The sequence below is a fragment of the Embleya sp. NPDC025285 genome (assembly GCF_055558835.1).
This window is the reverse complement of the sequence record NZ_JBVHLU010000140.1, coordinates 1-23,004: the sequence shown is the minus strand read 5'-3', so window position 1 is coordinate 23,004 and position 23,004 is coordinate 1. Positions and strand designations below refer to the sequence as shown.

Here is a 23,004-nt window from a genome sequence, read left to right as displayed (position 1 = left end):
TGAACTGCTGTGTATATCTTGGCGGCACGTGCTTTCTCTTTCCGGTTACCTGCAACCCTACGCGGGTCGCTGTCCGGAAGATCAAGGGCACCTCAGTGTCACCTTGCGAGGAGACCGGGCCCCGGCCGACGACTGACCGCCCGTGGCCTTGCCAACCGCCCTCGGGGCCCCGGCCGGTACGGCTGTGTGCGCGCTGCCGCACCACCCGACCGGGCCGCGAGAGCGGCGAACTCGTCGCCGACGACTGGACCTGGGAATTCCTCGAACGTGATGTCACCACACTGGGCAGGGACCACCGAGCCGGCCGGTGGCTGCCCCACCGCAACGAACTCCACCGGGCAAGGAACCTGCGCGCGGTGGCCCGGACGCGAAGCGTCGTGGATCGGGCCCTGCGCGACGCCGGCAAACGTGCGCTCCGGACGCCCGATCCGCGTCGTCGAACCCCTGCCGCGCCTGCTCGCACTCGCCGACGACGGCGACCGCGCCCCGCGCCGCACCGACTCCTGGACCTCCTGGCGGTCGGGCCGAAGTAGCGCGGTGGGCAGGGTTATTCGACCGAACCTCTCGCCCGGGCGACGCCCGGCCGCTGGGCTCACCCGGACGGGCCGTCCATGCGGGGTCGATTCCCCCTCGTCCGGCGACGGCCAGGTCCGGCGCCGGCCGCGCCGGGGTCGTCCCGTTGCCCCACCACCCGAAGCGCACAAGGCAGGAGCCGGCGTCTTGGGCGCACCTCCCACCGCGCAAGGTATCCCACGGCAGGGCGCCAAGGTCCCGGACGAGCAGCGGGGGTGAGCCCGGACGAGGACGACCGGCCGCCGTTCGTCCCCGTCCGGGACACGATGCGCCGATAGGCGCAAGGGTTCACGGCCGTCGACCCGCAGGAACGGCCACCCGGGATACCGGCGTTCGGATGTGGCGCCTTGCGGCACGTGGGCGGGCGTGGTTCAGGGTGGAGGTTTGCGGACTTGGCCGGGGGTGGATCGTCGGGGTGGTCGGGTGAGGGTGATCTGGCGTACGAGTTGGTGCAGGCAGGCCGTGGTCGCCACGGCGGGCAGGACGGCGACGACGACGCCTTGGAGGGTCATGGGGGCGTGGGTGAGGGACAGCGTCATGGACAGGCCGGCGAAGGCGGCGACCACGATCCACGAGTGCAGTGCCCGGCGGCGGTGCAGGCTGGAACGCAGGATCGACAGCGAGGCCACCAGCCACGGCCCCTGGACCAGGACCGGCCACCACCGGGCCGGGCCCGAGGTGGCGCCGCCGGTGTGCCCCAGCGGCGCGAGGGTGATCACCGCGCCGAGTACACCGATCGCGGCGACCAGCACGACGCTGACGACCACCAAGGTGCGGCTGAGCCGGTCCAGCCGCCGTCCGCCCGTGACCGGGGGGACGGCCTGCGGCGGCTGCCGGCGATGACTGCCCGGTCCCCGGATCGGGGCCGGGAGCTCGACGGTGGCGGGAATCTCCTCGACCGGGCCGGCCAGCAGCCGGGCGAGATCGGCCTCGAACTGCGGGTCCCCCACCACCGCGAACGACGGAGAGAGCCCGTCGGGTGACACGGCCGCGTTCGACGTCGACCACTCCACCACGCCGGGAGACGACGCGACGCTCGGGGGAAATTGCATGCCGGGCGGGGGATACGGGTCGTATCCATAACCTTCGTACATGGGCCTGACTCATTCAAGGGATCGGGCGTCGCGCGGCACCGACACAAATATCGATGCCAAATACACATTTCGATGGTCGGCGGGCGGTCGGTCCCGGAATTCACGAACGGGGATCGTCCAGGACGTCGTCGAGTCGGCGCGAGTACTCCGCGACGATCAACACCATCGCCAGGGCGAACTGCTCCATGTCGGCGGAACAGTGACGAAGCGCGACGCGATGTCCCGCACGCTCGATGTACGCGTGCGGAGACCGTTTGCGGAACGTCGCCGCGCGAGGGGTGAGCACCCAATCCCCCATGGGAAAGGCGCGTTGGGCGAGAGCGGGAGAAGCCGCGGCGGACGCGGAAGCTCGGGGAGTCACGCCCGGCTAACGACGCACCCTCCCCGACGAAGCTGGTCCGAAACGGTGAACGGCACCCCGGATTCCTGCCCGTTTCCGGCCACGCGTCGCACATTTACGAACACCCGCACCACGCGACCCGCACCGCCGGGAACGCGAATTCCGCGCCAACACAGGGAAGCGGCACCGTTCACCCGAGGCACCCTTTACCTGCGCAACAAGAACCTCACGAGTCGGTAAAAATTCGGGACACCCACCAGCCGCAGCCCCATCCTCCGCCGTGCACATATTCGCGAGAACACCTTGTAACCCCGGCCCCACGCCGCGCAGGCTCGGCGAACACGGCGAACACCGCAAATCCTCGACTCCGTCGGCACGCTCCGCGACCCGGGCGAACACACCGCGGGATTCCCCGCACGTGGACCGCCGCGAACGCGCACGGGGCCTCGGTCGGAAGATGCGACCGAGGCCCCGTACTACGACGCCGGGCACAGCCCGCACAGCACATCGCGAGTGACTGTGAGGACCCGACGAAGCGCGCCTACCCGGCCGGAGCGTGGCCCACTCGACGACACGCCGAACCTCACCTGAAAGAGGCACCGGCGCGTGGGAGTTCCACTCACGCGAAGCTCACCCGCTCACGCCTTACACAACCCGGCGGCACGGACCCCGACCTTCGCCCACGAGACGGGCCACGGGCCGAGGCACCGGGGCCAAGGGCGCAGAAACGACGATCCGCGCCGGAAAATGTCTGCTCCACCGTCTTGGTGCGACATGCCCGTGATCGTTGATAGGCCGTACGGCGCGACTACGCGGGCAACCGCAACGGCATGAGGCACAGCGATCCACCCCCGAAGGTCGATGCCGAAACGCCGACGCGCCGGCGGCCCTGGTCGCCCAGGCGCGATCGTGGAGCGACCCGCAACCGCCTCCGGTTCGGGGATGGACATTCCCGAAAGCCATCGGCAACCACCTGCGACGCCCCAGCGTCCCGCCTTCGCGCGCTCCGGGGAGACCGCGCCGAACCCGCCACGCACCACGCTCGTCGGACCGCCCGTGCGCGGCCACCACGCACGACCCGGTCCCCCGCACCCCGAAGACCGGCAGGACACCCCGGTCTTCCATGCGCCGACGAACGAATCGATCACGGCCGGACGCGAACTACCTGGCAAACCACCACAGCGCAGGCGGGCAGCGGGCCCGGGCCGTGCTCCCGCCCACCCGGCGCCGGCGGACCCACCCCCGTACCCGGCCCCCGCACCGGAAGCCCCCGAACAACGGCCACCCAACCTCCATACACCGGCTCGCGCAGCCCGCCCGCTCGTATGCGGTCACGGGCCGCCACCGTGACGACCACCACCCGCGTCCCCCGCACCAGGCAACGCGCCGCGCCCTTCACATCAACCACGACCTGGGACCTGCCGAACCCCGTTGCGCGCGTCAGGCGCCGCCGGGGAGACGGGCGATCGCCAGATGGGAACCCGCCGATACGCCGGACCGCGTCCAGGAACCCTTCCAACTCCACCGCCGCCGCCGAGATCGTGTTCGAGGCGGGTGCGTCACGCCGCTGCCGTCGGCCTGCGGAGGCGAGCACGATGTCGGGTGGGCCCGTCCCGTTGCCCATGTGTGGCCACACCGCCGCGCCGTGCGTGAGTTCGTCGCGGAAGGTATAGGGAGCGAAGCCTGATCCGGGGTGCTTGCCGGTGATCAAAAGGTTGACGCGGTCGCGGCCGGCGAGCATCGCGGACAGGCCGTTCACATCGGCGGCACTGTGCCCCACCCGACCGACGACACCATCGATCCACCGGCCCGGCCCGGACGGACTTCCCGACTCGTGACGCGCGGCGCGTTGGCGAAGGGAAAAATGCCACCAGAGCCCGACGTTCCGTATTCCCGCCTCCGTTCGGGCCAGGGCCCCAGGTGCGAACTCCATTCGTAGTACTGGTAGTTTCCGGCGACCATTCTCAGCAAGGGGGATAACGTGCGCGGCCTGCGTCCATGCCTGACAGCCGTCCTGGCGGCGGTGTTTCTTACTGCGGGGTGCGGCGCGAACGACTCCGCCGACATCCCACGGGCCGAGAACGACGCCGCAGCCCCCGTTTCCCGAACAGCGGCCCCGTCCACGTCCGTTCCGACGGCATCCAAAGGCCCTCTCGACGGGGCCGGTAACACGCCGTCGTCTCCCGGAACCTCGACCGTGCCGAAGGGGTTCGACTCCACACGCGACGCGGACGCGGACATCCGTACCGCGCTGGCGACCGCCGCACAGAGTGATCGCGCGGTGTTGCTCGACTTCGGCGCCAACTGGTGTCCGGACTGTCGGGTCCTGCACAACCTGTTCCGATCCCCACAGGTGGAACCACTGCTGGCGAAGAACTATGTCGTCGTCCCGGTCGACGTCGGCGAGTTCGACCGCAATCTCGATGTCGCCGCCCGCTACCTCGACCTCGCGACGAGCGGAATCCCCGCGTTGGTCGTACTCGCGCCCGACGGGAGCGTTCGCACCGCCACCAACGACGGGTCGCTGGCCAACGCCCGCAATCTGGACCCGGGGCAGGTCGCCGCATTCCTGACCCGCTGGGCACGCGGCAACGCGGGGCGGGAATGACGACCCGCCCGCGCCGGCACCGGTCCGCCATGGCGTCGGCGTGGGTGGCGGCAACGGTCGTGGCGTTGTGCGGATGCGGATCGACGCCGGCCCCGGCCCCGGCCTCGACCCCGCTCACGGCAAGTGTCACCGCGAGCGGCGTCACCGTCACCGCCACGCTTCGCCCGCCACACGAGGACCGGCGCGAACTCGAGGTGACGTTCACCCCCCAACCGGGCTTCCACATCTACGGCGTCGATCTCCCGGCGGGGGGAATCGACGGTCTGGGGGTCCCGACCCGCATCGGGGTCCGGGGCGACCTCGCCGCCGACGGCCCGCCGGCGACCGGGAGTTCGACCCGGCTCCTGCGGCTGACGGGTCTCACGACCGAACTCCCCGTCTACCCGGACGGTCCGGTCACGTTCACCCTGCCCGTGCGCCGAACGGGCGGCCATCGTGCCGAGGTGGTCGTCAGCTACGGCGCGTGCAGTGCGAACGCGTGCCTGAAGCCGGAGGTGGACAAGGCGATCCCCTTCGACCTTCGCTGACGCGAACCGCCGTGCGCGGAGGCGGCATCCCTGGGCCGGGGCAGGCAAGCGCAGCGGCGCGCCCGGCGACGCGAGAGGCGCAGCGCCCGGACGGCCCCGGCGAGGCTGCGGGTATCTGCTCGAGGGCCCGCGCGAGCGGATGCCGAGCACGCAGGGGCGCGCCGGCTCACATACTCATGCCGGGCCCGGCGAACGCGCGGAAGCCGACCCGACTCGTCGACGTCCGAAGCATCGACAAAGGTCGAAGACCTCCGCTCAAGCCCGAGAAGTCAGCAGGATCGCTGCCACCGAGAGCACGAAGGCCGCGATGAACCCCGCCAGTTGATTCTGCACCGCACCGGTGGACAGATCGGCCTGGGCCACCATGCTGCCGATCGCCACTCCGGACAAGCCCGCAGGCACCATGAGCAACTGGATCAGCCGATCGTCCGCCCCGGGCTCCCCTTTCAGGAGCTTCCACCCGTTGCGCGCCAGGGCCACGCCGAGCGCGACGACGAACACGCCGAGGAAGACCAGCCACCCCACCTCGCCGAAGGAGCTCAGCCCCCACACCATGCCGGCCGCTCCGGCGCACCCCACGATCAGCCCGTACGCGATGCCGAGCACCCCCGCAACCGTTCTCATCGGACAACCTCCAGGACAGGACCGGCACTTGACGGCCTCGGCAAGCTATCCGCCCTGATCCGGGAAAACAGAGGGACTTCCCAACGCTTCGTCCCACCACCACGACGCCGATCGCCGCGTGACGGGTCCATCCGGTGCAACCACCCACGCCGCCATCCGTCCACCCCCGGACATCCGCACTTGGGGGCACCATGCAACGCATCACCCAACACGCCACGACCACCGACCTGGTGGTGGCGCTCCTGCTCACCGCGGACTTCGACGGCCGGGACGACAGGAAAGCCACCGTCGACCCGACGGCCATCCACCCGCCTGCACGACCACCCCGGCAAAATGCCACCGAAGCCGACGACAACGCGGTGGTCGACCAAGCCGCGAAGGTCCACGGCGTATTGCTGAATGCCCTGCCTCCGATGATCGGAGGCAGGGCGCTCGACTCACGGCGAACGTGGCCAGGCGGCCGGTCGCCGCCGTCGGCGCGAGAGGACCGACCGACGCGTAGGCGCGGGCACCCACAGCCCGGCCCTCCGAGGCCGAGCCTCCCGGGGCCAGGCACCCCGGAAGCGCCGGACCCGATCTCCCCGGGCACGCTCACGCGCGCCGCCCCTGTCCAACGGCGAAACCAAGCCGAACAAGACCGAACCAGACCGAACCAGACCGAATCAGGCTGAACCAAGCCGGACCGATCCGCCCTGACCCGGCCCGCGCCCGGGCTCAGCGCGCCTCGAACGCGCTCACCGTCGGCTACCGATTCCCGGCGTCGGCGACCGGGGCGCCATCGAGGCTTGCGGGTGCGAGGTCGTGGCCGGGCGCGACCGTGGGACGTCCACCCCTGCCGTCCCTGTACGCCTCGAACCGCCGCCCGGTGGGTTCAGGTGTCGACGAGGCGGTCAAGGACGCACGCAGGAGATCCACGACGCCGTGATCCCGTGGAAGAAGGTCCAGCCGCCCAGGCTGCGGGACTTCGGCGCCACCGTCGGCCCGCAGGGAAGCGTGTACCGGCTCGGCGAGGCCGCTCGGCCCTCCGCCGAGGTGCCGGGCCCACCTGTCGGGTAGCCGCCGAGTCGACCGGGACCCGCGTACACGCCCGAGGTCGGCATGCAGGGCCGCCTGGGCGACGGGGCCAGGGTCGCGTTCGGCGACGATCGCGAACACCTGCTCACCCTCACGGGTTAGGGGTCCCCGGGCAGCGACGACTCCGCGAGCTCGGCCAGGAAGTCCGCCAACACCGCGTCGGGGAAGCTCGTGCGCGGCGTGGCTTCGTGGAGTTGCGCGGCCAACGCGACGACGGCAGCGCCGGATTCGACGCGGCGCGACACTCGAGGGCGGGGCCGCGTGACAGTTGTGGGGAACCGAGGACGTTCCTGGGCGCTGGCCGACGACCGACCCGGTATCGGCAAGGCTGTCCAAGGCGGGCCACGTCGACTGTGGGACGAGGTCGACGCCGCCCCGCATGGCAGAACGAACTCCGCTTCCACGGCTACGACTTCGGCATCACTGGCGAACGAAGTCTGCTCGTATCCGAAGGCTCTCGCCGGTGGGGCTACTTCTGCCGCTCCAAGCCACGGAACACGGCGTGGGTGCCGGTCAGGCTGGATGATGGTCGGGGACGGCGCCGAGTTCGATGCCGTGTTCCAGCAGGGCTTTCATGGCGCACAGGGCTGTAGCGAATCCGCCGACGGTGTCGTTCACCCAACGCACGGCATCATCCCCCGAGCCCTCGAAACCGGTCTCGGTGACCTCGACGAACGTGGCTCCTGCCGTGTGTGGGGTGAACCGCAACTCAACGGTGGTCGGCTGCCCGTAGTTGCCCCATTCGAACCGGATCAGCCGGCCCTCTTGGACCTCCTTGACCCGGACTTCGGCCGATGCACCGTACGTCTCCCACTCCCAGCGCAACTCGGCCCCCGCGACCATCGGCCCGCTGCTCTTGCTGTACCAAAATCGGGAGGTCGCATCCGGGTCGGCGAAAGCACGGAACACCTCCTCGGCGGGCTTGCGAACGATCATGCAGGCGTATGCGACAGGGGCGCGCGAGAGCGTGAAGTCAGGCTTCTCCATACGGATAATCATGCACTACGGACACCCTTGTCCCCAGGATTCCGACCTTTCATCCAGGACCGCTACGGCGTTCGCGCTCAGTTCGAACCTGATCGGCTCGGCTCGCCGCTGGAAACATTGATGCCGTCATGTCACGACGCCCAAGATTCCGCAGCGAGAGCTCCGGTAGACGCAACCGGCTGACGCTGGTGCTTGCGTGGGAGACAGCCAGGCTGCCGAACCGATTCTGCGGGCTGCCGAACCAACGGGTCGCGGCCTGCTATAGCGCCTCGAGGTCGGGGACGTGATGGTCCGCCCAGGCCACGACGCCGTCCGGGCGGATGAGCAGGGCGCTGAATCCGAGGTCGTTGCGTGCCACGCCGCCGCGTACTGGATCCGGCCCTCCCAGCTCTTGGCCACACGCTGCAGCGCGTGGTCGCCGCTGAAGTCGAGGACCACGCCCCGGCCCTGGCGCAACAATTCACCGAGGCGAGTGCCGTCCTCGAAACAGAAGTCAGGGGCGGTGCAGCCGACGAGCGGCTGCGGGCCGCCGCCCAGGTCGTAGCGGTTGAACAGCCCGGTCGTCTTCCGGTAGGCGAGGGTCGTTCCGTCTGTGGTGCTCAGCAACTCGTGGACCAGCTGCCGCAGCGCGGGGGCGTTGGGGCCGGGCTCCATGGTGGTCACCTGGGCGCGTGACCAGTCCAGGATCGCGGCGCCGACGGGGTGGCGCTCACGGGTGTAGGTGTCGAGCAGGCCCTCGGGCGCGGTGCCGTGCACGGTCGCGGCGAGCTTCCAGCCAAGGTTGGCGGCATCACCGATGCCGAGGTTGAGCCCCTGGCCGCCGAGGGGGAGTGGATGTGCGCGGCGTCGCCGGCGAGCAGCACGCGGCCCTTGCGGTAGGTCGTCGCCTGCATCGCACGGTCGGTGAAGCTCGATGCCAGATGAACATCGGTGAGCGTCACGTCGGTATCGGTGATGCGGCGCAGGACCTCCTGGAGGTGCTCGCGGGTCAAAGGCTTGGAGCGGTCGAACGTGCCGCCGTCGAAGTCCATCATGCCCAGGTGCCCCTCGAAGGGCGTACGCAGATACATGCCGTTCGGCGTCAGGTTGAAGCCCAGTGGCAGCTCCTGCGGGTCGGCGAAGGTGACGCGCGCGACGTAGCCGGTGAAGAGCGGGTCCGTGCCGACGAAGTCGAAGCCGGCGAGGCCGCGCACCGTGCTGCGTCCGCCGTCGCAGCCCACCAGGTAGCGGGCCTGGCACCCCTGTCCGCCTGCCGTGACGGTGACGGACTCGTCGTCCTGCATCACGGTCGTGACCAGAGCGCCGCGGACGATGTCCACGCCGAGCGCGGTGGCGCGCTCGGCCATGACCGTGCCGACCGCTTCGAGGCTGGTCATGAACCCTTCCATCGCCGGGCTGGGCAGCCGGAACGGGAGGGCGGATACGTCGATGTCGGCCGCGTCCAGGCCCATGCCCGCGAAATGGCTCACGTCACGGGGGCCCGGCGCCTCGATCGTCGGCGGCCGCGCCGACCTTCTTCGCATCGGCGCCCGAAGCGTTGATCACTGCTTCGTCGCGGCGGTGGAACACCTCGGCCGATCCGGCGCTCAGGCCGCGCAATCCGAGCGGGAGCGCCTTGTACGGCATGGAACGGCGGTCTACTTTGGCGTATTTCAGACGTGCCGAGGCGCTTGTTCGAGCCCAACACGTTTGTCATGACCCACTCCTTGTTTTGCCCGGCTGCCTGCCGCGTGGAGCGGCGGCAGGCAGCCGGGACACGTGAGGTGGGCCGAGGGCTTCAGGGCACGAAGACCAGGCGCTCGCCGGTCTTCTCGGACCATGCCTGCGCGATCTGGGCCAGTGGCACGGCACGGGCCTGGACGTCGATGGTGCCCTCGGTCACCGCTGTCGCCAGCTCGGGCAGTTCGGCGATGAAGTCACGGGCGGAGACCGAGCCGATGCCGCTGCCCACGATCTTCAACCGTGCGCCACGCAGCGCCGCGGAAGGGATCGGGGCGGACTCGCCCGCCATGGAACCGATCTGGACCCAGGTCAGCGGGACAGAGCGGTCGGCACGGGCGGTAAGCATCGCAAGCATGGCGCCGGCGGCGGGAGCGCCCCACACGAAGTCGAGGACGACGTCGACCTCGGCGGCGGCGGTGATTTCGTCGAAGGCGAGCGCCCGGTCCGCACCGAGGTCGGGCAGCACCTCGAGGCGAGTGGTGTCGCGGCCGGCGGCGAAGATCCGGGCGGCGCCGAACCGCTTGGCGATCTGGACGGCCATGCGTCCGGCGCTGCCGGTCGCGCCGAGGATGAGAACGCGCTGCCCCTCACGGAAGGTGATGCGGCGGCGCAGGGCGACCCAGGAGGACATGCCCGGGTTCATCCCGGCGGCGATCCGGACGGGATCCACGTCGTCGGGCAGGACGACGCTTCGGCGTGCGTCGATCACGGTGCGCTCGGCGAAGGTGCCGAGGTTCGTGTCGTCCAGGACTGCGTAGCGCACGCGGCCCGACGGGTCACGCACGACGCCGTCGACGCCGGGCACCAGCGGGAAGACGCCGGTGGCGGAGTAGTGGGTGCCGTCCGCCTTGGCCCGGGTCAGATGGTGCAGGCCCGCCGCGAGGACGTCCACCACCATCTCGTGCTCGCCCTGGGCCACAGGCTCGGGGTGCTCGCCGTAGACGGGCGGCGCGTCGAACGCCGTGATGACCGCAGCATGCATGAGGAACTCCCACAGGTTGGTTTGTAATACCAATCACTGAGAGGATTGTTGGTAATACAAACAATGTCAAGTAGGGTGGCATTCATGGATCCCGACGACTCCACGGACGCCCTGCTGGACGGCCTGGTCCGCAGCGCCTTCCAGGTCATGGGCGTTCTCACCCGCATCGGCGCCGAGCACGACCTGTCCCTCACCCAGCTGCGCGTGCTCGGCATCCTGCGCGACCGACGCCCCCGCATGAGCGACCTCGCGGCCTTCCTCGGCCTGGACAAGTCGACCCTGTCCGGCCTCATCGCCCGCGCCGAACGCCGCGGGCTGCTGACACGTGGTGCCGACCCCGACGACAAGCGCGCCGTCGTCGTCCTGATCACCGACGCCGGACGCGACCTCACCCGGCGCCTGTACGAGGAAGTCCGGGACACCCTCGCACCGGCCACCGGTCGACTCGATCCAAAACAGCGCGAGCAGCTCGCTCGGCTGCTCGAGCCGCTCCTCACCCCTCCCCTGTCGGCAACGCCGCGTCCCGAGCGCCCGGTGCGCGGCACGCCCTGAGTCCGGGACCGCTGCCGGCGCCGGCCCGGCGCACGGACGCCGACACGCCCGAAGCGAACCTCGCGGACGCTCTCGACCGGCTCATGTGCCGCGCCCGCACCGGGCGGGCCACCCGAACCCAGCACAACCCCGCCGGCCCGCTCCCTGCACGAAGGGCGTGCCAACCAACGCTGCCCGTCGTAGGGAGGACGGTTGGCAAAGTTGATCTATTCGAACTATTGTCCGAATGAGAGGTGGTTTTCGGACAGGGGGGGTGGACGCGGGCGGAGGTGTGCGGTGGACGGTTTCGCGCACTTGCACACCGCGTCGGGCTACTCGGCCCGGTACGGCGCCTCCCACCCGGAGGACCTGGTGGCGCGGGCAGCCGAGCGAGGCATGTCGGCCCTGGCCCTGACGGACCGCGACACCGTCGGCGGCGCGGTCCGCTTCGCCCAGACCTGCGCGAAGCGCGGGGTGCGCCCGATTTTCGGCGTCGACGTCTCCGTCGCCCCCGCCGCGCCCGACACACCTCGCGCGCGGCGGCGCCGAACACCGGTCCGCGGCGGGGCCCACGTCGAACAACCCCCTCTGCGCGTGACCCTCCTCGCCCGGGACCGCGAGGGCTGGTCGCGGTTGTGCCGTCTGGTCTCGGCCGCACACGCCGTCGGAGGGCCGCCGGTGGTGCCGTGGTCGGCGCTGCGCGAACACGCGGGGCCCGGGTTGACCGTGCTGCTCGGCCCGACCTCGGAACCGGTGAGGGCACTGTCCGACGGCCGCCCGGACACCGCGGAGCACCTGCTGGCGCCGTGGCGTGAACTGTTCGGCGATGCGCTGCGCCTGGAGTGTCTGTACTACGGGTCGTCGGGTACCGGGCCGGGTTCGCTGCGTCTGGCCACTCGGACCGTCCAGCTCGCCGACCGGGTCGGGGTGGCCGCCGTGTTGACCAACGCCGTGCGCTACGCCGACCCCGACCAGTACAAGGTCGCCGACGTCCTGGACGCCGCCCGCCTGCTGCGCCCGATCCGTTTCCACCGCCCGGACTTTCTCGATCCGCGCGAGCGCTGGTTGAAGGACCCGGGGGCGATGGCGGCGGTCGCGGCCCGGATCGCGGACGCCGCCGGCGCCGGACCCGACCGCGCCCGGGTGCTGCTGGCACGGACCGCGGCGACCGCGGACGAGTGCCGGGTGGATCCGGTAAAGGACCTGGGTCTGGGCGGCACGTTCTTCCCCGAGCCGGCCGTGGTGGGCGCCACGGACGACTCGGCGGCGCGGGTGTTGCGCGAGCGTTGCGAGGCCGGAATGGTCCGGCGGGGCCTGGACCGCGACGAGGTCGCGATGGAGCGGTTGGCGCGGGAGCTGGAGGTGATCGGACGGCTGCGGTGCGACACCTACTTCCTCACGGTCGGCCAAGTGGTCGCGGATGTGCGGGAGATGGGGGTGCGGGTGGCGGCGCGCGGGTCGGGGGCGGGGTCGATGGTGTGCCACGCGCTGGACATCGCCACCGCCAATCCCCTGGACCACGGCCTGCTGTTCGAACGGTTCCTGTCCGAACGCAGGTCCTCGTTGCCGGACGTCGACATCGACGTGGAGTCCGCCCGGCGCCTGGACGTCTACCGCAGGATCTTCGAACGGTTCGGCAGCGAGCGCGTCGCGGTGACGTCGATGCCCGAGACCTACCGGGCCCGCCACGCACTGCGCGACGTCGGCCTCGCCCTGGGCCTGGCCGCACCCGACATCGACCGCATCGCCAAATCCTTCCCCCACATCCGCGCCCGCGGGATCACCACCGCGCTGGCCGAGTTGCCCGAACTGCGGCAGCTCGCGGCCGAGGCGGAGCGCCACGGCCCGCTGTTCGAACTCGCCGAGCGACTGGACGCGTTGCCGCGCGGGATGGCGATGCACCCCTGCGGGGTCATCATCACCGACGCCAGCCTGCTGGACCGGCTGCCGGTCCAACCCACCCCCGGCGACGCCTTCCCCATGGTCCAAGCGGCGAAGGAGGAGGTCGAAGCCCTCGGCCTGATCAAGCTGGACGTGCTGGGGGTGCGGATGCAGTCCGCGATGGCGCACGCCGTCGCCGAGGTCGAACGCACCACCGGCACACACATCGACCTCGACGACCCACATCAGGTGCCGCTCGACGACTTCTTCGCGTTCAGGCTGATCCAGGCCTCCGACACCATCGGCATGTTCCAGTTGGAGAGCCCGGGCCAGCAGGACCTGCTCAGCCGCCTGCAGCCGCGCGGCGTCCAGGACGTCATCGCCGACATCTCCCTGTTCCGGCCCGGGCCGGTCGCAGGGGGCATGCCGGAGCAGTACATCGCCGCCCGCCACGGCGCCGCCCCCACCTACCCCCACCCCGACCTGGAACCGGTCCTCGCCGACACCTACGGCGTCACCATCTGGCACGAGCAGATCATGGGCCTGCTGGCCACGACGACCGGCTGCGACCTCGCGCTCGCCGACGTCGCCCGCCGCGCCCTGTCCGACCGCGACCGCATGCCACAGGTCCGCGACTGGTTCCACGAACACGCCGCCACCCGCGGCTACACCCCCGAGGTACGCGACGAGGTGTGGCGCATCGTCGAGAGCTTCGGCGCGTACGGCTTCTGCCGCGCGCACGCGGTCGCGTTCGCCGTCCCGGCGTTGCAGAGCGCATGGCTCAAGGCCCACCACCCGGCCGCGCTGTACGCCGGGCTCCTGGAGCACGATCCGGGGATGTGGCCGCGCCGGGTGATCGTCGCCGACGCCCGCCGCCACCGGGTCCCGATCCTGCCCGTCGACGTCAACCACTCCCGCCCCGGCCACACCATCGAGCAGACGAGCGACGGTACGTGGGGGGTGCGGCTGGCGCTGTCGGCGGTGCGCGGCATCACCGACGAGGAATGCGCCCGCCTCGACGCCGGCCGCCCCTACACCTCACTGTCCGACCTGTGGCAACGCGCCCGCCCCGCCCTGCCCACCGCCGAACACCTCGCCCGCATCGGTGCCCTCGACTGTCTGCACGACGGACGCCTGACCCGCCGCGACCTGCTCCTGCAACTGCCCGAACTCCACCGCCGCACCCGCAGGGTCGGCGACGGCCAACTCCCCCTCGCCGACAGCCGACTCGACGCCACCGCCCCCAGCGGACTCCCCGAGATGACCACCCGCGAAGCCGTCGGCGCCGAACTCCACGTCCTGGGCATCGACCTCTCCCGCCACCTGATGGAACACCACCACCGACTTCTCCGCGAGATCGGCGCCGTCGACGCCACCCACCTCGCCGAACAACCGGCAGGCCGACAAGTCCTCGTCGCCGGCGTCCGCGCCTCCACCCAGACCCCACCCATCGCCTCCGGCAAACGCGTCATCTTCGTCACCCTCGAAGACGGCTCCGGCCTCGTCGACCTCGCCTTCTTCGAGGACTCCCACCCCGCCTGCGCCCACACCGTCTTCCACTCCGGACTCCTCCTGGTCCGAGGCAAGGTCCAGGTCCGCGGACGGCGGCGCACCATCGTCGGCACCATGGCCTGGGACCTCGACGAGATCGCCACCCTCCGCCGCGACCACGGACCCCAGGCCGCCCTCGACCTCCTCGGCGCCCCCACCCCACACCCCACCCCCGCCCAACCACGGCGCGTCCTCGTCCACGGCACCGGCGCACTCCAACACCCCTACGCCGACCTCCAACCCCCCGGCCAACGCTCCGCCGACCTCACCCGCTACGGCCACCGCAGCCCCGGAAGCCCCGGCTGACGGCCACGAGGGGCAGGGGAGCGTTCCTATTCCGTCCGGGACAGCTCCGGGCGTGCGGCCCGCGTGCCCGCACCGGCCCGGGCCGGTGACGAAGCATTTCCGGCCGGATCCGATACCGGCCGCCGCGCGCAGGGCGACATCCTCACCCCGCAGACCATGCTGTGGCCGGACGAGCTCCATGCCCCGAGGGCGTCGCCCCACGGGGCGAGGTGACGACCCGGAACTATCAAGAAATAAATCCTGATACTCCCGACGATCCAGCCCCAGACACGAGAAGGCCCGAGACCGGCTCGCCCGCCGCGCGGGCGAGCCGGAAGGGTCGTCCCAGACCGTGGCGTTCGTGTCGGTGGGCTTGCGGGTGAAGCGCAGTTACCCGCCCTCGACCTCGGCGGTTGCGGCGGGAAGGATCCGGCGCGCCCTGGCGAGGTTGGCAATCAGTTCGGCACGGGTCTGGTGCTCGTGCGCGACCCACGCGGGTTGACCGGGCCCGCTGCGCCACGACTCGCTGAGCGGGCTGCGATCGAGGCTGCCGGGCTCGCCCGTCCCGAGCGAGCGCGGCCGGCCACGCGCCGCCATCCTCGCCGGATGCGCGGCCATGGAACTCAGATCTGGTTCAGGCCGCCGTCGACGTACAGGCTCGAACCGGTGATGAAGCTGCTCTGCTCGGAGGCGAGGAAGGCCACGGCGGCGGCGATCTCCTCCGGGCGCCCGAGCCGGCCCAGCGGCACATGCGTAGCCAGTTGCCGCTTGAGTCCGGCGGCCTGCTCCGGGTCGGGCGCGAGCCCCGACAGACCAGGGGTATCGGTCGGGCCGGGTGTAATGGTGTTGACCCGGATGCCGCGTCCCTTGAGTTCGTTGGCCCAGGTCCGGGAGAACGATCGGGTGGCGGCCTTGGTCGCCGCGTACACGCCGAACGCCTCCGCGCCGACGTCCACGTTGGTGGAGCCGTTCAAGATCACCGAGGCGCCGTCGTTGAGCAGTGGCAGCGCCTTCTGCACGGTGAACAGCGTGCCCCGGACGTTGATATCGAAGAGGGTGTCGAAGTGCTCCTCGGTGACCTCCTCGAGCGTCACGAACGCGGCGACGGAGGCATTCGCGAACAGTACGTCCAGGCCCCGTCCCCGGCTGCGGATCGTCTCGTAGAGCCGGTCCAGGTCGGCCGGGTTCGAGATGTCGCCGATCACGGCGGTGGCCGCTGAACCGATCACTTCGACGGCCGCGTCGAGTTCGGTCCTGCGCCGGCCGGTGATGAACACGTGTGCGCCCTCGGCGGCCAGCCGCACCGCACTGGCCAGGCCGATTCCGGTGCCGCCTCCGGTGACGAGAGCGGTCTTACCCTCCAGTAGTCCCATGGGATCAGCCTCCTTCGACTTCCGCATCGATCGATGCGGAAGTCGAACGTAGCACTTCTGTAGCGATCGATGCGGAAGAGATAGACTGCGGGCGTGGAGACCAAAAAGAGCGGCCCGATCGGTCGACCGCGAGGATTCGACGCAGACGAAGCTCTCGAGCGCGCCGTGCTGGTCTTCTGGGAGCACGGCTACGAGGGCGCCAGCCTGGCCACTCTGACCGACGCGATGGGCATCTCCACCACCAGCATGTACGCCACCTTCGGCAACAAGGAGGAGCTGTTCCGCAAGGCCCTGGAGCGCTACACCGAAGGCCCGGGCGCATACCTGACCCGGGCCCTGGAGGAGCCGACCGCCCTCGGCGTCGCCACCGCGATTCTGGCCGGCACCGTTCGAACCACCACCCGCCCAACCCATCCTCACGGGTGCCTGGGCGTCCAGGGCGCCTTGGCCGTCGGCGACTCCGGGCGTGGAGTCCGTGACCTTCTCGTCGCCTGGCGCAACAACGGCTGCTCCTGCGTCCGGGAGCGATTCCAGCGAGCCGTCGACGACGGCGACCTGCCTCCGGAAACCAATCCGGGGCTGCTGGCCCGCTACGTCACCACCTTGGCATTCGGCATCGCCGTGCAAGCCGCGAGCGGTGTCGGCCGCGATGAACTCCAGGAGATGGCTGACGCCGCCCTACGCAACTGGCCGCTCTCCTGAGAACCGCCCGGCGTTCGTCTTCGCGCGCTCCGGCGCGGCCACCGGCGCCCGTCACACCGTCCGGTTCACCAAGGTCCCCCGACTCGCGAAACTCCTGCGGGTGCCCACGTCGGCCCACCGCGAGCGTGGCGGCCGCAACCAAGAACCGCCCCGACATCGCCAAGCGAACCGCGACGAAGGCCACGACCACAGGCGACCCGAGGAAGAGCGGCCCACGGCCCGACCACCCGAGAAGACGGGCTGAGCCCGACCCACCCGGGCAGTGCGGGCGGGCCGCACAGGACGACGAGACGGCCCCGACCGCGACATTCGTGCGGTCGAGGCCGTCCCTGTCGTCGCGCGGGCGGGCCGGCAGAGGGGGATGCCGGGCGCGCCCGTGGACGGGTCTACCGGGGTTCGCCGCGTCGGATCCCGTCCGCGATGGTCTCGATCTGCCGGTCGAACATGCGGTCCATGGTCTCCATCAACTGCGGGTCCAGGTCCGGGCGGAGCAGGCCGGGGACCAGGTCGTTCAGGCCGATGTGGCGGCCGGGGGTGTGCAGGCCCTCCAGGCGTTCGAGGACGAACGCGTCCAGGTTCGTGTTCAGCGTGCGGTTGATCGAGTCCATCGCGGCATCCGGCGTTCGGCGTGGTGAATGCTCGAGTCGGCGGTGCATCGCGCGGAGTTCCTCGTCGGAACGCGCGGCGACTTCCTCGCTGACGACGGCCTTGCACGGGTTGCCCTCGTCATTGATCCATTCACGGATGACCCACATTCGGGACCTCCAAGATCGGGATCGAGAACGCTACTCCGCCGGCCCGAGGAGGTGAAGTGGCCCGGGGTCGACCGTGATCGAGTTGTGCCCGGCATCGCCCGACGTCGCGGCTGCGGTGCCGGCGCGTCCCATCGGGTGAACGCATCTCCCGGGTGCGGCGCGGCGCGCCGGGCAGGGGTCCACCGGGAAACGATCGTGGGCGGCGTCGCGGCGTGTTCGTGTGTGGGCTCGAACGCTCCCGCAGACACGCCGCGGCCGGCCCCGCCCCTCGGGCACCGGCCGCGCCGTGCGTGAAAGAACCACCGCAGCACGTAACACGGCGCGGCTGCCGCGTCCGCTCCGCAGGTCGGGGACGGGGCGGCCATCCCCGCCCACTGTGCGCGTCGCGAATGCACACGAACCCTCGGATACAACCGGCCGGCGGTCCACGGGCGGCCGAATCCCGTGGAGGATGCGCGTTGGATCGCGAGGTCTTGCACCGTGTCGTCGTGCTCCGCACCGTCCGGTTCGTCCGCTGTCGCACCGAGCGGCACCTGGCAGGATGCCTGGCATGACGAGAGCCGGGGAGCAGGAAGAATTTCGTCAGGCGCGGTCGTTCGGTGCCGCAGCGGACGCCTATGAGCGTGGCCGCCCGCCCTACCCGCCGGAGGCGGTGGCCTGGCTGGTGCCCGAGGACGCGCGAACCGTGGTTGATCTTGGTGCGGGTACGGGCAAGCTGACCCGGGCGCTGCGTGCCGCGGGCCGGGAGGTCGTCGCGGTGGAGCCCTCGGTCGGGATGCGCGAGCAGTTCGCGCGGGTGCTTCCCGATGTGCGGGTTCTGGACGGGACCGGGGAGTCGATCCCACTGCCGGATTCAAGCGTGGACGTCCTGGTCTGTGCGCAAGCGTGGCACTGGGTGGACCCGGAACGAGCCGTCCCTGAAGCTGCCCGGGTGCTGCGCCCGGGCGGGCGGCTCGGCCTGGTGTGGAATTTCCGTGATGTGTCGGTGCCTTGGGTGGCGGGACTCGACCAGATCCTGCGTGACTGTGCCGCAGCGCCGACGGATGACCGGCAAGTGGAGGGCGTGGGAGCGCTGTTCGGGCCCGTCGAGCGGCAGGGGCCCGCCTCGGCCGGCAGGTGTTCCCAGCGATCCGGCCCCCACCGGGCTCGGGTCCGCGGCGGGCCATGACGACTCTGCGGTCCTCGTCTCAGAGTCCGAACTCGGCACGGGCGATGCCCAACGCGACGCACGCCTCACGGATGACCGTCCGCTCGCTCGGATCGAACCTGCCGTCCGCGCCGCCGATGACGATGCCGATCCGGATGACCGCGCGCGCCTCGTCCGGCTTCGCCCTGGCCTTCGCGATGTCCTTCATGACCTGTGCCTTGCCGAGCCGGAAGTCGGTCGACAACCGGTCGGCGTGGGCGTGGAAGCGACGCTGCAGGTCGTCCTTGTCGAACTGGCGCAGCGCTTCGTTGCCGGCGATCAGCTGCGCGACCTTCCGCGTCTCGACCTCGTCGATCGTCCCGTCCGCGGCGGCGACCAGCGCGCACATCGCCATGCTCGCGTCCCGAAACGCGTCACTGGTCAACTCCCGCCTCTTCGCGGTCAACTGCGTCTGCATGTGCCGGACGGACTGCTCGACCTTGTCCCACAAGGGCATGACGTCTCCGTACGTTTGCCGCGTCGCCGGTCCCGCGCGATAGCCGCTCGGGCGCATTCCATCCCGACCAACGTAGAGGAACACGTCGTGCGAATGCGGCGCGGGTCGCAGGTGTTGCCGCCCCCGGATCGCATCGGCCGGTTCCGCGCGAGTCCGGGTGGGCACACCGCGCACATTGGGCCACGCACGGGGTGCGGCCGGCACGGGTCCGGCACGGCGTGCTCACCCACCTCGGCCGCACCTCAGGCGTGAACCTCCTGCTGCCGGCGATGCCTACGAGAACCGAGAACGTTCGTGCCGCGATTCCGAAACGGGGCCCTGTGGATATCAGGGAGTTGTCCATGAGATCCGGGAACACCGTCGGTTGTGTCGCGCCCGGCCGGCCCGATACCGAGCACCGGCGTGATTTCCCCACATGCGCGGGAACCCGGAACCTGGGCTATCGTCCGCGCCTATGACGGAAGCAAAGATCACCATCGCCACGCCCGCGGATCGCGAACGGGTCGTGGCCTCGCTGGTCGCCGCGTTCCCCGGCGACCCGGTCTTGCGGTACCTCTTTCCCGACGATGTCACCTACCCGCCGTACGCCGCAGCGTTCTTCGGTCACCTCTTCGACAAGCGCGTACACAAGGAGACGGTGTGGACGGTCGGGAGCGGCGGGTCCGTCGCGATCTGGGAACCGCCCGCGACCTCGACGCCGGCCGCCGCCGAGAGCGGTGCCGTGGGCGAGCCCTGGACCTCGGTGCTCCCCGCCGACGCGGCCGCCCGGGTCCGGGCCTACGACGTCGCCGTGCACGACGTGCTGCCCACCGCGCCCTTCTGGTACCTCGGCGTCCTGGGCACCCACCCCGAACACGCCGGACAGCGCTGGGGCCACGCCGTCATGGCAGCCGGACTGCGGCACGCCACCGAGCACGGACTGCCGGCGGTTCTGGAGACCGGCAACCCCGCAAACGTCGAGATGTACCGCCGAGCCGGCTGGGAGGTCCTGGACACGATAACCGAGCCCCTGCCCACCTGGATCATGCAGCACAAGCCCTGACCCGCACAGGGTCGAGCCCTCGCACATTGCGCTTGCGGCCGTCGATTCTCTCTCCGGCGTCGATGCCCCGGGTTGCGGTGGGCACGCCGGGACCGGCTCCACCAGCGCCCGGCGGGCGTCGGACAGATCACTTGGATAGGCTTTGCACTGCGGGGAGTTCGTCATAACCACACCCTCGGCCCGGTGCGCGGAGTGCCGGCCCGGTCCTGCGGGGTGTGAGCACGCCGAGGGCCGCCGGAGACCAGGCCCCCGCCGCCGGAGCCGGCTGCCGAAGCCGAAGTGCATATGGGGAGCACTCGCGTGCTGCTGTCGGTGAGCTGGACTGGTCAGTCTGCCAGTCGGGCGAGGGCCAGTACGTGCGCGCGGTCGAGGGAGTCGCCTGCAGCGCAAGGGATGTCCGGTTGCACACCGGTGCCCTCCCAGTTCGTGCCGGAGACGGGGTTGATGGCGCGGCCGACGGGCACGGTGGCTTCCAGGTGTGGGTGCACGGTCCAGCCCTGGCATGGATGTGCACCGCCGCGGGTGCGCTCGCCGACGACGACGGCGCGACCGAGTTGCTGGAGGTCGTACGCCAACTCTTCGGCGGCGGAGAAGGTGCTGCCGCTGGACAGCACGTACAACGGCTTGCTGCCGCCGAAGCGCGCGCCGGGAACGTGCGGCAGGCTCCAGGACTGCTCGATGCGCTCGCCGCGGCGCCAGGACATGGTGTTGAGGTGGGTGCGCTCGTCGAGCAGGTAACTGCAGACGAAGGCGACCGTGTCCGGGTCGCCGCCCCGGTTGGACCGAAGGTCCACGATCAGCGCCTGGGCGCGGGAGGCCACGGTGAGCGCGGCACTCAGCGGCTCGGCGGCCCACTCCAGCGGAAACAGCATCGGTGCCAGCTCGACCACGGCGACCCCTCCGTCGAGCAACTGCACCCGGGGCGCACCGCCCAGCGAGGTGTCGAAGTCCCGGCGCATGGAGTCCAGGGTGGCCGCCCCCCGCTTCGGGGACACCGGGTCGACGTGGTGCTTCAGTCTCAGGTGTCGGTCGCCGTTGACGGACTGCAGGTCCGCGGTGACCAGCCGGGCGAGCTCCTCGGGGCCGTCGACGTCGTAGGCGCCCTCGGTGAGGCGTCGTTGCAGCAGGCCGGCGAGCTGCTCGGCTATGTCGGGGAAAACGTAGTGCTCGGTCAGCAGCCGGGCTGTCTCGTCGATGACAGGGGCGGGCGGAGTCTTCGTCAGAGTCGTCATGGCGAGGAGTAGAGCACTGCCCTTGCGAAAGCGTCAAGAAATTTAGACACTTTCGGTATGCGTGATCAGCCTTCCTTCCCGCCGCCTCCTGAGGATGTCCTGGAGATCGGCGCGCCCGAGCAGTTTGCGGCGCTCGCCCACCCGTTGCGGCAGCGGTTGCTCTTCGCCCTCGGCCAAAGGCCCGCCACCATCAGCCGGCTCGCGGCGCAGCTCGACGCGAAGAAGGGCAACGTGGCCCACCATCTCAAAGTGCTCCGCGAAGCCGGGCTGGTCCACATCGCCGAGACCCGCCAGGTCCGCGGCGGTACCGAGCAGTACTACCAACGCACGGCTCGCCACATGGTCGTCGCCGCACCCCAAGCGGCAGGCACCGCCGCCATGCTCGCCGCGTTCGCCCAGGAGCTGGACCGCTCACCCGCCGAGACCCTGACGATGCGCCACCTGCGTCTCAGCCCCGCGCAGGCACGAGAACTCGGCGAGACCCTCACCAACCTGGTCGACGAGGCCGAGGAAGATACAGAGGACCAGCCCGTCCACGGCGTGCTGGTAGCGCTCTATCAACAGGCTCCGCCGACCGGCACCACCGGTTCCGCCTAGCGGCACCAACCCCACCGGACAGCACACCTGGCTCACGCCGGACGAGCCACACCCATCGACATCCAACCTGGTCGCCCCAGATCAGCGCCCTGCACGCAACCATCTTCGATGTCGAACGACACGCACGGCGCGCCATCGCGTGCAGGTCGTCGCCCTGACGTCCGCACGGTGACCGACCGTTCCGGGGCACGGGCAGGTTGCCGAGGCCTGTGCCGTTGGTCGGTCTGCGAGGAGAATTCGTCGTCGCGGGAGTGCGAAGCTCGCGCGCCCGTCGGTTTGGCGATTGAGCATTCTGGCCCGGTCCACGTGGCCCGGCGCCCCGATGGTCGTGCTGCTGCACGGCTGGCCGGACTCGGTGTTGCGGTTCGAGCGCGTTCTGCCTTTGCTTGCGGACATGCACGTGTGGTTCCCGCGCTGCCGCGCTTCCCGTTCGCCCCCCGCTAACCCTGCCCGGCATGTCGGCCAATCGCATCGCCGGGATCGTTGCGGATGCTCTGGATGAACTCGGTTACTCGCGGTACACGGTGTCCGGCGGCGACGTTGGAGACACCGTCGCGGAGCTCCTCGCGGCCGAACACCCGGACCGGGTCGCTGCCCTGCACCTCACGAACATCGCCCCGCAACGTGCGCTCACGGCGGACCCCGCGAAGCTCGCGCCGGACGCGGCGGCCTACCTCGGCCGGGCGGCGCAGTGGTTCCGGACCGAGGGCGGGTACATCGCGGAGCAGTCGACGCGACCGAACACGCTCGCCGTCGCGGCCGGTGCAGCACCCGCAAGGCAGGTCCGTGAGGTGCCCCGTGTTTTCCGGACACGTTGACTTCTGTTGTTTACGCCGCCAGCCCGAGTTGCTTGTGCTCGTTCAGGACTTCCAGCGGCGTGC

The 23,004-nt window shown here is 70.6% G+C and carries 21 protein-coding genes and 1 pseudogene; 10 read left to right on the top strand and 12 right to left on the bottom strand.

From position 1 onward, the window contains the following. Window positions 1-944 precede the first annotated feature (944 nt). The 3 genes from ACZ4FV_RS47250 to ACZ4FV_RS47240 form a co-directional block, all read right to left on the bottom strand. A complete protein-coding gene (locus ACZ4FV_RS47250; RefSeq protein ID WP_395870723.1) occupies window positions 945-1,667 on the bottom strand; it encodes a DUF2637 domain-containing protein in 723 nt (240 codons plus the stop codon). 100 nt (window positions 1,668-1,767) lie between these two features. After that, on the bottom strand, window positions 1,768-1,953 hold the full coding sequence (locus tag ACZ4FV_RS47245) for a hypothetical protein (protein WP_395870721.1): 186 nt from the start codon (window positions 1,951-1,953) through the stop codon (window positions 1,768-1,770). 1,198 nt (window positions 1,954-3,151) lie between these two features. Beyond that, window positions 3,152-3,766 carry a hypothetical protein gene (locus ACZ4FV_RS47240; RefSeq protein ID WP_465327252.1) on the bottom strand — a complete coding sequence of 205 codons (615 nt, stop codon included), beginning with the start codon at window positions 3,764-3,766 and terminating at the stop codon, window positions 3,152-3,154. Between the two features lie 438 nt (window positions 3,767-4,204). Here ACZ4FV_RS47240 and ACZ4FV_RS47235 point away from each other — a divergent pair, with 438 nt between their 5' ends. After that, window positions 4,205-4,615: a thioredoxin family protein gene (locus ACZ4FV_RS47235; RefSeq protein ID WP_402242294.1), complete on the top strand. Its 411-nt coding sequence runs from the start codon at window positions 4,205-4,207 to the stop codon at window positions 4,613-4,615. 29 nt (window positions 4,616-4,644) lie between these two features. Continuing rightward, window positions 4,645-5,142, top strand: coding sequence for a hypothetical protein (locus tag ACZ4FV_RS47230; protein ID WP_402242291.1), 498 nt, complete (start codon window positions 4,645-4,647; stop codon window positions 5,140-5,142). 255 nt (window positions 5,143-5,397) lie between these two features. Here the strand turns inward: ACZ4FV_RS47230 and ACZ4FV_RS47225 are convergent, their stop codons facing one another. Further along, on the bottom strand, window positions 5,398-5,766 hold the full coding sequence (locus tag ACZ4FV_RS47225) for a hypothetical protein (protein ID WP_395870713.1): 369 nt from the start codon (window positions 5,764-5,766) through the stop codon (window positions 5,398-5,400). A gap of 921 nt (window positions 5,767-6,687) precedes the next feature. On the opposite strand from ACZ4FV_RS47225, the gene ACZ4FV_RS47220 reads away from it, so the two are divergent. Further along, window positions 6,688-6,822, top strand: coding sequence for a hypothetical protein (locus tag ACZ4FV_RS47220; protein WP_395870711.1), 135 nt, complete (start codon window positions 6,688-6,690; stop codon window positions 6,820-6,822). Between the two features lie 531 nt (window positions 6,823-7,353). On the opposite strand, the gene ACZ4FV_RS47215 is transcribed toward ACZ4FV_RS47220, so the two are convergent. The 3 genes and pseudogenes from ACZ4FV_RS47215 to ACZ4FV_RS47205 all read right to left on the bottom strand — a co-directional run bounded on the left by ACZ4FV_RS47215 (window position 7,354) and on the right by ACZ4FV_RS47205 (window position 10,531). Continuing rightward, window positions 7,354-7,827 (bottom strand): SRPBCC family protein, encoded by a 474-nt coding sequence (locus ACZ4FV_RS47215; protein ID WP_402242287.1) that lies wholly within the window; start codon window positions 7,825-7,827, stop codon window positions 7,354-7,356. A gap of 262 nt (window positions 7,828-8,089) precedes the next feature. Beyond that, window positions 8,090-9,450 (bottom strand): annotated as a pseudogene (locus ACZ4FV_RS47210) (FAD-dependent monooxygenase); the annotation flags it as partial. Between the two features lie 154 nt (window positions 9,451-9,604). After that, complete coding sequence (locus ACZ4FV_RS47205; protein WP_402242285.1) at window positions 9,605-10,531, bottom strand: quinone oxidoreductase family protein; 927 nt, start codon at window positions 10,529-10,531, stop codon at window positions 9,605-9,607. Window positions 10,532-10,615: 84 nt separating this feature from the next. On the opposite strand from ACZ4FV_RS47205, the gene ACZ4FV_RS47200 reads away from it, so the two are divergent. Both ACZ4FV_RS47200 and ACZ4FV_RS47195 read left to right on the top strand, forming a co-directional pair. Beyond that, window positions 10,616-11,083 (top strand): MarR family winged helix-turn-helix transcriptional regulator, encoded by a 468-nt coding sequence (locus tag ACZ4FV_RS47200; RefSeq protein ID WP_402242282.1) that lies wholly within the window; start codon window positions 10,616-10,618, stop codon window positions 11,081-11,083. A 276-nt stretch (window positions 11,084-11,359) separates the two neighbouring features. After that, window positions 11,360-14,800 carry a DNA polymerase III subunit alpha gene (locus ACZ4FV_RS47195; protein ID WP_465327246.1) on the top strand — a complete coding sequence of 1,147 codons (3,441 nt, stop codon included), beginning with the start codon at window positions 11,360-11,362 and terminating at the stop codon, window positions 14,798-14,800. Between the two features lie 369 nt (window positions 14,801-15,169). On the opposite strand, the gene ACZ4FV_RS47190 is transcribed toward ACZ4FV_RS47195, so the two are convergent. Together ACZ4FV_RS47190 and ACZ4FV_RS47185 are read right to left on the bottom strand one after the other, a co-directional pair. Next, entirely contained in the window at window positions 15,170-15,376 is a 207-nt protein-coding gene (locus ACZ4FV_RS47190; protein WP_465327244.1) for a hypothetical protein, read from the bottom strand. Window positions 15,377-15,402: 26 nt separating this feature from the next. Beyond that, window positions 15,403-16,152, bottom strand: coding sequence for an SDR family NAD(P)-dependent oxidoreductase (locus ACZ4FV_RS47185; RefSeq protein WP_395870701.1), 750 nt, complete (start codon window positions 16,150-16,152; stop codon window positions 15,403-15,405). A gap of 93 nt (window positions 16,153-16,245) precedes the next feature. Between ACZ4FV_RS47185 and ACZ4FV_RS47180 the strand changes: the two genes are divergently transcribed. Then, a complete protein-coding gene (locus ACZ4FV_RS47180; protein ID WP_465327241.1) occupies window positions 16,246-16,854 on the top strand; it encodes a TetR/AcrR family transcriptional regulator in 609 nt (202 codons plus the stop codon). Window positions 16,855-17,240: 386 nt separating this feature from the next. Here the strand turns inward: ACZ4FV_RS47180 and ACZ4FV_RS47175 are convergent, their stop codons facing one another. Next, complete coding sequence (locus tag ACZ4FV_RS47175) at window positions 17,241-17,609, bottom strand: hypothetical protein (RefSeq protein ID WP_395870697.1); 369 nt, start codon at window positions 17,607-17,609, stop codon at window positions 17,241-17,243. A gap of 550 nt (window positions 17,610-18,159) precedes the next feature. Between ACZ4FV_RS47175 and ACZ4FV_RS47170 the strand changes: the two genes are divergently transcribed. Continuing rightward, window positions 18,160-18,777 carry a class I SAM-dependent methyltransferase gene (locus ACZ4FV_RS47170; protein WP_465327238.1) on the top strand — a complete coding sequence of 206 codons (618 nt, stop codon included), beginning with the start codon at window positions 18,160-18,162 and terminating at the stop codon, window positions 18,775-18,777. 19 nt (window positions 18,778-18,796) lie between these two features. Here ACZ4FV_RS47170 and ACZ4FV_RS47165 read toward each other — a convergent pair whose 3' ends face one another. Further along, window positions 18,797-19,252 carry a tellurite resistance TerB family protein gene (locus ACZ4FV_RS47165; RefSeq protein WP_465327236.1) on the bottom strand — a complete coding sequence of 152 codons (456 nt, stop codon included), beginning with the start codon at window positions 19,250-19,252 and terminating at the stop codon, window positions 18,797-18,799. A gap of 454 nt (window positions 19,253-19,706) precedes the next feature. Here ACZ4FV_RS47165 and ACZ4FV_RS47160 point away from each other — a divergent pair, with 454 nt between their 5' ends. Further along, entirely contained in the window at window positions 19,707-20,294 is a 588-nt protein-coding gene (locus ACZ4FV_RS47160) for a GNAT family N-acetyltransferase (protein ID WP_465327234.1), read from the top strand. A 326-nt stretch (window positions 20,295-20,620) separates the two neighbouring features. Here the strand turns inward: ACZ4FV_RS47160 and ACZ4FV_RS47155 are convergent, their stop codons facing one another. Continuing rightward, window positions 20,621-21,526, bottom strand: coding sequence for a S41 family peptidase (locus ACZ4FV_RS47155; protein WP_395870690.1), 906 nt, complete (start codon window positions 21,524-21,526; stop codon window positions 20,621-20,623). Between the two features lie 57 nt (window positions 21,527-21,583). Here ACZ4FV_RS47155 and ACZ4FV_RS47150 point away from each other — a divergent pair, with 57 nt between their 5' ends. Together ACZ4FV_RS47150 and ACZ4FV_RS47145 are read left to right on the top strand one after the other, a co-directional pair. After that, on the top strand, window positions 21,584-22,123 hold the full coding sequence (locus ACZ4FV_RS47150) for an ArsR/SmtB family transcription factor (protein WP_465327231.1): 540 nt from the start codon (window positions 21,584-21,586) through the stop codon (window positions 22,121-22,123). Window positions 22,124-22,578: 455 nt separating this feature from the next. Then, entirely contained in the window at window positions 22,579-22,941 is a 363-nt protein-coding gene (locus ACZ4FV_RS47145) for an alpha/beta fold hydrolase (RefSeq protein WP_465327229.1), read from the top strand. The last annotated feature ends 63 nt before the right edge of the window (window positions 22,942-23,004 follow it).